The 11,531-nt window shown below is 60.8% G+C and carries 7 protein-coding genes; 2 read left to right on the top strand and 5 right to left on the bottom strand.

The window, feature by feature from the left end; translation table 11 throughout:
- The 3 genes from ACUTSC_RS24480 to ACUTSC_RS24470 all read right to left on the bottom strand — a co-directional run.
- A partial coding sequence (locus ACUTSC_RS24480; protein ID WP_445653588.1) for a S8 family serine peptidase occupies nucleotides 1–1,775 on the bottom strand: 1,775 nt, incomplete at its 3' end.
- A 124-nt stretch (nucleotides 1,776–1,899) separates the two neighbouring features.
- Nucleotides 1,900–4,923: an autotransporter outer membrane beta-barrel domain-containing protein gene (locus ACUTSC_RS24475; RefSeq protein ID WP_445653587.1), complete on the bottom strand. Its 3,024-nt coding sequence runs from the start codon at nucleotides 4,921–4,923 to the stop codon at nucleotides 1,900–1,902.
- A 478-nt stretch (nucleotides 4,924–5,401) separates the two neighbouring features.
- Nucleotides 5,402–6,055: a TetR family transcriptional regulator gene (locus tag ACUTSC_RS24470; protein WP_197768948.1), complete on the bottom strand. Its 654-nt coding sequence runs from the start codon at nucleotides 6,053–6,055 to the stop codon at nucleotides 5,402–5,404.
- A gap of 249 nt (nucleotides 6,056–6,304) precedes the next feature.
- Here ACUTSC_RS24470 and ACUTSC_RS24465 point away from each other — a divergent pair, with 249 nt between their 5' ends.
- On the top strand, nucleotides 6,305–7,522 hold the full coding sequence (locus tag ACUTSC_RS24465) for a Tm-1-like ATP-binding domain-containing protein (protein ID WP_197768947.1): 1,218 nt from the start codon (nucleotides 6,305–6,307) through the stop codon (nucleotides 7,520–7,522).
- A gap of 94 nt (nucleotides 7,523–7,616) precedes the next feature.
- Here the strand turns inward: ACUTSC_RS24465 and spy are convergent, their stop codons facing one another.
- The gene (gene spy, locus ACUTSC_RS24460) at nucleotides 7,617–8,105 is read right to left on the bottom strand and encodes an ATP-independent periplasmic protein-refolding chaperone Spy (RefSeq protein WP_197768946.1); all 489 of its coding nucleotides are present in this window, start codon (nucleotides 8,103–8,105) and stop codon (nucleotides 7,617–7,619) included.
- A gap of 534 nt (nucleotides 8,106–8,639) precedes the next feature.
- Here spy and pdeR point away from each other — a divergent pair.
- Nucleotides 8,640–10,634, top strand: coding sequence for a cyclic di-GMP phosphodiesterase (pdeR, locus tag ACUTSC_RS24455; RefSeq protein ID WP_063990805.1), 1,995 nt, complete (start codon nucleotides 8,640–8,642; stop codon nucleotides 10,632–10,634).
- 16 nt (nucleotides 10,635–10,650) lie between these two features.
- Here the strand turns inward: pdeR and ACUTSC_RS24450 are convergent, their stop codons facing one another.
- Nucleotides 10,651–11,517, bottom strand: coding sequence for a crotonase/enoyl-CoA hydratase family protein (locus tag ACUTSC_RS24450; RefSeq protein ID WP_038874666.1), 867 nt, complete (start codon nucleotides 11,515–11,517; stop codon nucleotides 10,651–10,653).
- Between the last annotated feature and the right edge of the window lie 14 nt (nucleotides 11,518–11,531).

Raw genomic sequence — 11,531 nt, 5'->3', positions numbered from 1 at the left:
TGGATCCGATCGCTCTGGCCGTTCGCCCCCACTTCCACCGCGTAGCGCGAACCCGGCTCGAAGCTGACGTTGCCCGCCACGTTCAGGGTGCCGATCGAGTTACCCGGCGCCACGGTGCCGCCCTGACGGGCGGTCAGCGAACCGACCGTGCCGCTGCCGCCGACGATGCCGCCGTTCTGTACGCTGACGGCCGAGGTGACCGAGCCGTTGACTGCCAGCCGCCCCTGATTGACCAGCGTCGGGCCGGCATAGGTGTTGGTGCCGGTCATAACCAGCGTGCCCATCCCTTCTTTGGTGAGGCCGCCGTGGCCAGAGATGTTGTTGGAGTAAACCTCCAGCTCGCAGCTGATGTCGTCACACTTCCTGGCGTGCAGCGTGCCGGCATCCACCTCGGCGCCCAGGCCCGGAATATTGGCGACAAACTGGGTCGGGCCATAGGCCACGCCCGTCGGATCCGGGATGCGGAACTCCGCAGGAATATCTTCGACGGTATAGAACATGCCCGGACCGTTGATGGCCTTGCCCAGGTTGATCATCCCCCAGCCGTAGAGCGCGTCGATACCCGGTGCGCCCATGTCGGTGGCGGTGGTTTTCAGCACGTCGGCAATCTGCGCCGAGCTCATGTACGGGAAGCGCTGCAGCAACACCGCCACCGCGCCGGTGACGTGCGGCGTCGCCATCGAGGTGCCGTTTTTATTGCCGTAGTCCGACACCAGGTTGGCCGGATCGGACCCGTTGGCCACGGTGCTGTAGATTTTGCTGCCCGGCGACGAGACGCAGAAGCTGGCGGTATAGCCGCAGCGGGAAGAGAAACTGCTGATGGTGTAAGGCACGCTGTTGGTCGATGCCGCATCCTGCGCCACGCTGGCAACCGACAGCCAGTTCGTCGCGATGTCCGGCACGAAGTAGGCCAGCCCGCTGATCACATCCGGTTGGTTGTAGTTGCCATCGTTGCCGGCGGCGAACAGCACCAGAATATTTTTGCGCGCCGCGTCGATGGCGCCCTGATAGCCTGCGCCGGCCAGGCTGCCGAGCAGCGGTTTGACCTGATCGAATTGTTCCTGCGCATCCTTCAGCTCAAAGTGCAGCGCGTTAGGATCGCGGCCGCCGTCGGACAGAAAGTCGGGAATACTGACGCCCCAACTGTTGTTGATCACCCGCGCACCGCTCTTGATCATCGCCTGCCAGCCGGCATTGGTGACGGCGCCGTCCAGGCCGAGGAATTCGCCGTAGGCCGGGCCGTCGTTGTCGTTATCGACGCTGATCACCTGCGAATCGAAGGCCACGCCGTGCATACCGACGCCGTCGCGGTTGGCGGCACTGATGCCCGCAACGTGCACCCCGTGATTGCTCAGCATGCCCTGTGAGCCGCTGTAGAAGTGGAAGGTGCCGTCGAAGTAAAAGCGGTCACCGGCGTTAATGCCCGGCCGGTGCGGATCGGTGTAGGCGCGATAGCCTTCGGTGACCACATTGATCAGTTTGCCGTCGCCGGCGAACTCGGGATGGCGGTTGACCGGGGTATCGAAAATGCCCACCTTCTGCCCTTTGCCGGTATAGCCGGCGGCATAGGCCTCATCGGCGTGGATCGCCCCCAGCCCCCAGTTGGCGTTGAACTCGGCGCTGCGCCAGCTGGCCGGATCGCCGGCTTGGCCGTTCACCTCGTGCGGCGCCGCCTGCGCATACCCCGCCAGCGCCATGCAGCAGACCAGCGCGTTCAGCCGCCACGGCGAGCGAGGAGCGTTTCCTTTGCTATCAAAACCCATTGTTGTTGTCATTTCCTTACCTTTTGCTTGTTATTGGCCGACGCCCCAGGTGCGCCGGGCTCTCATTAGCAGGATGTGAAAAAGGAACCGCCCGCAGACGGTTCCCCTACAAGGATTGAGTCGATGGTGCTTGTGCTTAGAAGCGCCAGGTGAAGCCGGCGTTGACGCTGTTGTCCTGGTGGTGCTGCGACAGCAGCCCGCCGTAGCCCAGCGACAGCGTGGCGTTTTCGTTCACCGCCACTTCCGCCCCCGCCTTCAGCACCATCCCGTCACGCGAGACCGGCACGCTGTCCACCACGAACGGCGCGTTGCCGCCGTTGAACCGCAGCCCGGTGCCTCGTTCCAGCCCGCCGTACTGGTGTTGCCACCCCAGCTCGCTGCGCAGCGCCACCGTCGTGCCCGGGCTAACCTGCCAGGCGGTGTCCGCACGCAGGCCCAGCGTCGACACCGTCGCATCCGTGTGCTGTTTATCCCCGCGCAAGGCCGCCGCGCCGCCGCTTTCCGCGATGCCGTTGTTCTCGAAGTTCACGTACGCCAGGTTCACGAACGGCTCCAGGTTCAGCCACTCACCCTGCACGCTGTAGCCCGCCTCCGCGAACAGCTGCTCGGTGCGCGCGCTGTACTTCGCCGTGTCGCGGTCCGACTGCATCCCGTAGTTCACCGACCGCTTGGTGTCGATGCGGTGCCAGGTGTAGCCCGCCCCGCCGCGCAGCGCCAGCGCCCCGAACTGCTTGTCGCCGTACGCCGCCAGGTGGTAGTTGTCGCTGTCCGCCTTCGACCCGTACCCGCCGTGCAGCGAGGTGCGGGTGTAGCCGGTCGCTACCCCCAGCCGCCCGTCGTCCGCCGCCGCCGAGTCCAGCCCCACCAGCACCCCGTAGGTCGAGGCCTGATAACCCGTGGCGTTGGCGTCGCCCGACGCGTGGTCCCACGCCCCCAGCAGCTGCGCCCAGGCACCGCCCTCGTCCGCCTTGATGGCCGACGAGCTCGCCAGCCCTTCCGCCTGACGCAGACGCCCGTTCAGCGCCTCACGCAGGTAGCGGCTGTCGTTCACCAGCGCCGACGCGATATCCGCATGGATTTGCCCCGACAGCTGACGGAACGCCTGCCGCGCCTCGCCCGCCGTGCCGCTGCCGAGCAGACTCTCGTACACCGGGTTGCCCGCCGCCAGCGCATCCGCCGCCGCCGCCACCGCCCGCTCGTTCGGCGTCTGCGCCACGCTGGCGAAGCTGGTGCCGTTGCGCCCGACGCTCAGCGTCACTCCGGTCGGCTGGTAGCTCAGCCCGGTGCCGAGGAACAGGTAGTTCGGCGCCACCGCGTCAAACTGCCCGCTCACCCCCTGCTGCGCGCTCAGAATGGTGTACTGCTGGCCCAGCAGGCTGCGTACCTCGCTTTGCGTCAGCAGGTTGGGGCTGTTCTCCAGCGTCACCGCCACCTCGCCGCCGCCGATCGTCGCCGATCCGCTGCTCTGGATCCGATCGCTCTGGCCGTTCGCCCCCACTTCCACCGCGTAGCGCGAACCCGGTTCGAAGCTGACGTTGCCCGCCACGTTCAGGGTGCCGATCGAGTTGCCCGGCGCCACGGTGCCGCCCTGACGGGCGGTCAGCGAACCGACCGTGCCGCTGCCGCCGACGATGCCACCGTTCTGCACGCTGACGGCCGAGGTGACCGAGCCGTTGACTGCCAACCGGCCCTGATTGACCAGCGTCGGACCGGAATAGGTGTTGTTACCCGTCAGTACCAGGGTGCCGATGCCCTGCTTGGTCAGGCCGCCGTGGCCGGAGATGTCGTTGCTCCAGAAGTCCAGGCCGCACAGTACATCGCTGCAAACGCGCTCGGTCGGTTTACCCTTGTCCAGCACCGCGCCGACGCCCGGCAAATCCACCACGAACTGGGTCGGGCCGTAGGCCACGCCCGTCGGATCCGGGATGCGGAACTCCGCAGGAATATCTTCGACGGTCACCAACATGCCCGGGCCGTTGATGGCCTTGCCCAGGTTGATCATCCCCCAGCCGTAGAGCGCGTCGATGCCCGGCGCGCCCATGTCGGTGGCGGTGGTTTTCAGCACTTCCGCCACCTGTGCGCCATTCAAATACGGGAAACGCTCCATCAGCACCGCAACGCTGCCGGCCACGTGCGGCGCCGCCATCGAGGTGCCGCTGTATTTGGCGTAGCCGGTCGTCAGATTCTCCACGCTGGTGCCTTCGATCACCGAGCTGTATACCCGGGTGCCCGGTGCCGAGACGCACAAACTGGCGGTGTAGCCGCAGCGGGAAGAGAAGGTGCTGATGCTGTAATCGCCGGTATTGGTGGGATCCTGCAGGCTGGCGACCGACAGCCAGTTCGGCGCGATGTCCGGCACGAAATACGCCAGGCCGGCCATGGCGTCCGGGTTGTTGAGGTTGCCGTCGTTGCCGGCGGCGAAGATGGTGACCACGCCGCTACGCGCCGCATCGATCGCGCCCTGATAGGCGCCGCCGGGCTTGGTGCCCAGGATCACGCTAATCTGATCGAACTGCTTTTGCGCGTCGTTCACCGTGAAGTGCGGATAAGCCGGGTCATACCCGCCTTTATCGAACTTCTCAGTGATGCCAATGCCCCAGCTGTTGTTGATGATGCGCGCGCCGCTGGCCACCAGCGCATTCCAACCGGCCTGGTAAACCGCGCCGTCGTTACCGAGGATGATGCCGTCTTCTGGTCCGGGATCGCCATTTTCGGCGCTGATGATCTGCGCATTAAACGCCACGCCGTGCATGGCGCCGCCGTCGCGGCTGCCGGCGGCGATGCCGCCCACGTGAGTGCCATGCGAACCGAGCGTGCCATCGGAATCCACGCTCGGCGTACCGTCATAACGGAAAACGTCGCCTTTTTTCACCGGAATATACGGGTCGGTGTATTCGCGGATGCCTTCGGTGACCAGATTGATCACCTTATTCTCACCGGCAAATTCGGGGTGCTTGGCATAGACCGGCTGATCGAAAATGCCAAGTTTGATGCCTTTGCCGGTATAACCGGCGGCGTAGGCCTGGTCGGCGTGGATCGCCCCCAGCCCCCATTCCGCGTTGAACTCACTGCTGCGCCAGCTGGCCGGATCGCCCGCTTTGCCGTTCTCTATATAGGTGGCGGCCTGCGCCCCGCCGATCGCCGTCAGGCAGATCAGCATCGCGCTCCATTGTGCGCGATGAACTCCGATTTCAGGCCAGCCGAAGGCCGCCCGAGCGGATTTGACTCCTCTAAGTTTCTTCTCCATCCCAGATACCGTCCGTTGTTGTTTGCAAATGTTTTATAAGATTTTTTGTGTAACAGTTTGGTAACACCAAATAAATAAAGCACAACAATCTCAAGTACGCTTAATGTGTCATCCGGCAGTTCGGCGGGAGGGGAGAAAGTTTCAGGGGTGAATCAGGCCAGTGCCGATAAGAAATGGCAATGACGCTTACCGGCATCGAAGCGGCGATAACAAGTGAGGAAATAAATGATAATATGCTGATAAATAAAAATATAATTCAGTAAGGAATGAAGGGTGTGGTCGCCTGAAAAGTGCTTAACAGGCGTCTTTTATCACTTTTTATTATAAATTTTGCCAATATTCACTCAGTGAATTATGCTGAATTTTCACTCAGCCATCGGCAAAAATTGGATTATCCTGCTGATGTTTTTTTGCTGTTCATCGCGTCTTCTTCCGCCTGACGCAGGATGGCTTTGGCCATCCATTGCGTGACGTTCTGAATGCTCTCAAGCTCCAGCCCCCAGATATCTTTCAACACCAGAAATACTTCCGAGCCGTAAATCAGAGAGAAAGCATGAATCACTCTCTGCAGAGACTCCGGCGGCAGTTTGCCCTGCAACGGTTCTACCGCCAGCGCCAACAGACGCTTGCGGTTGCCGCGCACGAATTTTTCGCCCGGCGTGGCGTTCGCCCACTGCTGTAAAGAGAGCTGCAGCGCCGCGCGCAACGCCCCCTCATGCCGCTCCATCTGAGGATAGGCGAAGGTCAGCAACTGCTGGATGCGCTTCAGGGCATCATCGTCTTGCGGGCGCCATTCCAGGATTGGACCCAGGCTTTCCGCCACCACGGCGCTAATCAGCGCACTTTGGGTCGGAAAGTAACGGTAGGCCGTCGCACGCGATACCTGTGCATGCGCCGCCAGTTCGGTGATCGAAGGAAACGCCCCTTCGTCATACAGCGCCATCGCGCTGGCCAGCAACAAACGGTAGGTTTTTGCCCGGGTGGAGGTCAATGAAGGATCGAACGGAGTGGAAAAAGCATCTATCGGCACATAAACCTCATGCATCTGCACACGCTTGCGCAACAGAGGATGCGCCTCTGTCGACTGGCCGCCGGCAAAGCGCCGGCCACATTGAAAAGCTCAAAAATGAGACAGGAGTCCCATTTTGCATCGAGCAGCCCTTGCAAAAATGATACTGCCGTCTCATTATATAAATACATTAATCAATTTAATTTAAATGCCAGCGCCAGGGAACTAAAAAAAATATAATATATTAATTTTAAAATAAAAATTAGAATCACCCAGGAAAAATACATGAGAAACACTTCAAATTTTGTCTATATTGCTACCACAGCAGATACCAAAGGACAAGAGTTGGAGTACGTACGGCGGCTGATCGCTGCCCTGAATTTACCTACGCGAACCGTCGATCTCTCCACCCGCAGCCTGCCGTTTGATTCCCCCGCCGATATCAGCCCAGAGGACGTTGCCCGCCACCATCCGGCAGGGGCCGGCGCGGTCTTCTGCGCCAACCGCGGCCAGGCGATCGTGGCCATGGCAACCGCTTTCGAACGCTTTATCCTGACGCGCCGCGATATTGCCGCCCTGCTTGGTCTGGGCGGTTCCGGCGGCACCGCCATCATCACGCCGGCCATGCAGCGGCTGCCGATCGGCCTGCCGAAAATAATGGTCTCAAGCATGGCGGCGGGTGACGTTTCCGCCTATGTCGGCGCCAGTGACATCAACATGCTGTATTCGGTCACCGATCTCGCCGGCCTGAACCGCATCTCGCGAAGGGTGCTCGGCAACGCGGCGCGCCAGTTAGCCGGCGCAGTGCACTTCGCCGCCGTCGACTATGACGACGACAAACCCGCGATCGGCCTGACGACGTTTGGTGTCACCACACCCTGCGTTCAGGCGTTGGTTGCCGAACTGGGATCGCAATGGGATTGTCTGACGTTTCACGCCACCGGCAGCGGCGGCAGATCGTTGGAACAACTGATCGATAACCGCCAGTTGCACGGCGCCATCGATTTGACCACCTCCGAAGTGGCCGATTACCTGTTTGGCGGCGTGCTGCCCTGCAATACAGATCGTTTCGGCGCCATCGCACGTACCGGCATCCCGTGCGTGCTTTCCTGCGGCGCGATAGACATGATCAACTTCGGCGCGCCGCATACGGTACCGGCTCGCTATACCAACCGTCTGCGTCACCATCACAACCCGCAAGTGACGCTGGTGCGCACCAGCGTGCGGGAGAATGCGTTAATGGGGCGTTGGATGGGCGAAAAGATCAATGCCTGCGTAGGCGAAGTGCGTTTCGTTATCCCAACGGGCGGCGTATCGGCTTTGGATGCGCCCGGACAACCGTTCTGGGATCCGGCGGCGCTGGCCGCCTTTATGCAAGCGCTGGAAGAAACGGTACACGCCACCGACAAACGCCGAGTGATAAAAACGCCTTATCATATTAACGACCCATGCTTTGCCCAGGCCGTAGCCGAACAGTTCCGGCACATTGTCGGCGGAGAATGATTATCACTCGCTGCATAGCCTGCCAGTGATAACGCCAAATAGAAAAAGGGCCAGACAAATAGTCTGGCCCTTTATTATTCATCGCGAGCGGATATTACTGACCGGAGGAAATCTGCTCCTTCATTTTATTCATGTGGTCCATCATCTTTTGCTCACGTTTCTGATAATTCTCATTGTATTGTTTTTTCTGCTCAGGCGTCAGCAGGTTATACATTTTATTTTCCGCTTTGGCGCGCTCCAGCATGCGTTCGGATTGCGCTTTGCCGATCGCGTCAATTTGCGCCTTCGCCTTCGCTTCGTCAAAGCTGTCGGAAGCGACCAGATTGTGCAGCGCCTGGCGCTCCTCTTTCATGCCCGGCCCGCGCTTCTGGTGCGACTCTTTCATGATATCGCGCATCTGCTGGCGCTGCTGCTCGGTCAGGTTCAGCCCGGCGAACGGGCCGCCTTTGCCTTCACCCTTGTGATGCATCATTTTCATCGGCGCCGCATCCGCCGCCGGGGCAGTGGTGTCTGCAGCGAACGCTGCGGAAGCAGAACCCAGAGCCAGCGTGGAAGCAATAAATAAAGCCGTCAATTTACGCATAATCATTTCCTTAAAAGTTTTTCTTCATCAGGAGCGCTGTACGTTAACAGGCTCATCGTCGTCGGAGATAATAATAGGCTGATAAATTTCAAGTAATGAGAGGGTGTGTAAACTTTTTAAAACCCGTCTCGGATTTATTCACCAATTATGAGAAAACTATGAAGATGGCGTTTATTTGATGGAAATTTTAATTTCCCGGCAAAAATCCCCCCGGTGAAGTTATTTTTCCGCTCTCCCCTCGCCGCTATAATTTACTCGCCTGCAAGGCAACCTTGCATCAACCGTTTTCCGACAGCAGGGGAAATCAGTACCAGCATCATACGATCCGATGTTCTCCTACACTTGAAGACAAGCGGCCGCCGGGCGACGTTTACACCGCAAAACTAATCATTGCTTATATAATAGTTTCTATCACCCGCCCCGCCTGTGAAAACCTGTTATATGATGCACAGAGGCGTACGGCGATCGCTTTCGGGCCAACAGACTGCCCGGAGCTGCGCCGGCCGCCCGCCCGTGCTCTTTTGAGGAATTGTCATGCCCGCAGACCAAGGCCCTGAGCTTCTTAGCGCTCACTTCGGCACCCAAAGCCCCCACTGGCGGCTGGCGTTTGACAGCCATGCCCTGGAGCTGTCCGCCGTTAAGGGCAAAGCCCACGTCGCGGTGGCGCTCAGCGCCATGGAAGCGGCGAAAATCCGCCGTCTGACCGGCGTGACCGCCAGTCTCGAGCTGACCATTACGCTCGCCGGAGAACCGCTGCATCTGCATCTGGTGGGGCGCCGCGTCAACAACCTCGAATGGGCGGGCACCGCTTCCGCCTTCAGCGACACCCAATCCGTGGCGCGCGACCTGGTGCACGGTCTCTCCTTCGCCGAGCAGGTGGTGTCCGAAGCCAACTCGGTGATCGTGATCGTCGATCAGCACGGCCGCATCCAACGCTTCAACCGGCTGAGCGAGGAGTACACCGGGCTGCGCGAACACGAGGTGATCGGCAAAAACGTTTTCCAGCTGTTTATGAGCCCGGAAGAAGCCGCCGCCTCGCGGCGCAACATCGCCGGCTTCTTTCGCAACGGTTCGTCCTATGAGGTGGAACGTTGGGTAAAGACGGTCAAGGGTGAACGGCTGTTCCTGTTCCGCAACAAATTCGTGCACAGCGGCAGCGGCAAAAACGAGGTATATCTTATCTGCTCCGGTACCGACATCACCGAAGAACGCCGGGCGCAGGAACGGCTGCGGGTGCTGGCCAACACCGATCTCATCACCGGCCTGCCAAACCGTAACGCCATACAGGACAAGATCAATCACGCCATCGCCACGCGCGGCGAAGAGAGTTTCGGCCTGGTGTACCTCGATCTCGACAACTTCAAAAAGGTCAACGACGCCTACGGCCATATGTTCGGCGATCGGCTGCTGGTCGAGGTCGCGCTGGCGATCCTCGGCTGCCTGAGCCCGGATCAGGTGCTCGCCCGCCTCGGCGGCGACGAATTCTTGGTGCTGGCGCCGCAAACCGATCGCGAGCGCCTGCAAACGCTGGCGCAGCGCATTATCGACAGGCTGAAGACCCCTTTCCGCATTGGTCTGATTGAGGTGTATACCGGCTGTTCAATCGGCATCGCGCTGTGCCCGGAGCACGGCAACGATCTCGACAGCCTGATCCGCAGCGCCGATACCGCCATGTACGTCGCCAAGGAGCACGGCAAACGCACCTATACCGTCTTCTCGCCGGAGATGAACAAGCGCGTCGCCGAGTACATGTGGCTGGACACCAACCTGCGCAAAGGGCTGGAGCAAAATCAACTGGTGCTGTATTACCAGCCGAAAATCGACGCACGCAGCGGCGAAGTGCACAGCGTGGAAGCGCTGGTGCGCTGGGATTCGCCGGAGCGCGGCCTGATCCCACCGCTGCAGTTCATTTCCTACGCCGAGGAGTCCGGCCTGATCGGCCCGCTCGGCCAATGGGTGCTGCAGACCGCCGCCGGGCAGGCGGCGCAGTGGCAAGAACAGGGCTTGAATCTGCGAGTGGCGGTCAACCTCTCTGCCCGGCAGCTGGCCGATGACAGCATCGTCAACGACCTGCTCGGGGTGCTGCGCCGTCACCGCATGGCCCCTTGTCTGTTGGACTTCGAGTTGACCGAAAGCAGCCTGATTGAAGACGAGAACCGCGCGCGCTCACTGATCACCCGGCTGCGCGAACTGGGCGCGCAGGTACATCTCGACGACTTTGGCACCGGCTATTCGTCGCTGGCGCAGCTGGCGCGCATTCCTCTGGATGCCATCAAGCTGGATAAAAGCTTCGTGCGCGGGGTGAATTTCAACCCGGTATCGCAATCGCTGGTGCGTGCGATCGTCGCGGCGGCGGAGGCGTTGGCCTTCCGCGTGATTGCCGAAGGGGTGGAGACCGAGAGCGAAAACCAGTTCCTCGACGAGGTCGGCGTGGACGAAAAACAGGGCTTTCTGTTTGCACGGCCAATGCTCCCGGAACAGCTGGAGCATTGGCTGCAGTCCTATCGCCCGCGCTCACCCTCCGCATGAGGCGGGCGCGTTAACGTTAGCCGGCACGACGCAGGTTCAGAGTATGGCGATCCTGCAACATCACCAGCCGCTCGATGTAGGCGCGGTCTTTTTCCTCGATGGTAAAGGCCGAGTGCACCCAATCTTCGGTAATGTCCATCAGCTCGGAACGCGTCAGTTGCAACACGCGCTGACGCGCCCGCAGCATGGCGCGCATACCGTTGAGCTTCGGCCGGATGGTATCGATAAAGGTGCGTGTCGCCATGTAGGCGTCGCCGGGCTGGAACAGCTGGTCCACCAGCCCGCGGCTCTCGAACCACTCTGCGGTGTGCGACTCGCCGCCCCAAATCAGCTCCTCAGCCAAGCGCATGCCCGCCTTGCGCGCCACCAGCGAGTAACCGCCCATACCGGGAAACAGGTTGAACGCGATCTCCGGAAACCCCATGCGCGCGTTGTTCTGCGCCAGCACGAAATGGTGCGCCAGCGCCGCTTCAAAACCGCCGCCCAGCGCGCTGCCTTCGACCATCGCAATGCTGACCGCGCCGGTGTCGAAACCGCGCGCCGCCGCATGTACGCAGTCGATACAGGCGCGCGCGTAGGCCATCATCGCCTCGCGCTTGCGGTTTTTGATCGCTTCGGCGAAGAACTGCAGATCGCCGCCGACGTTGAACATGTTCGGCACCAGCGAGCCGGTGACCCAGAAATCGAACCGCAGCGAAGACTCCTTCGCCGCCTGCGCCAGCGTCATGATGTCTTCGATCAGCGCCTGGTTGAAGCAGGGGCGCGGCGCGGCGCGCAGCAGCATCCACATGATGTGCCGCCCCTCTTCATAGTAGGCGGACAGCTGCGACAGATTGCCCGCTTCGGTAAACGGACGACAGGTGGGGTGATTAAGCAATTTCATAAGACCTTCCAGTT

The organism is Serratia sp. TSA_105.2, assembly GCF_052692115.1.
The sequence above is the reverse complement of the archived record's forward strand: the minus strand, read 5'-3'. Positions and strand labels throughout refer to the sequence as shown.

Coding starts and splice junctions, on each gene's coding strand:
- spy (WP_197768946.1), bottom strand. CDS start 8,105: ATGCGTAAATTGACGGCTTTATTTATTGCTTCCACGCTGGCTCTGGGT.
- ACUTSC_RS24475 (WP_445653587.1), bottom strand. CDS start 4,923: ATGCTGATCTGCCTGACGGCGATCGGCGGGGCGCAGGCCGCCACCTAT.
- ACUTSC_RS24470 (WP_197768948.1), bottom strand. CDS start 6,055: ATGCATGAGGTTTATGTGCCGATAGATGCTTTTTCCACTCCGTTCGAT.
- pdeR (WP_063990805.1), top strand. CDS start 8,640: ATGCCCGCAGACCAAGGCCCTGAGCTTCTTAGCGCTCACTTCGGCACC.
- ACUTSC_RS24465 (WP_197768947.1), top strand. CDS start 6,305: ATGAGAAACACTTCAAATTTTGTCTATATTGCTACCACAGCAGATACC.
- ACUTSC_RS24450 (WP_038874666.1), bottom strand. CDS start 11,517: ATGAAATTGCTTAATCACCCCACCTGTCGTCCGTTTACCGAAGCGGGC.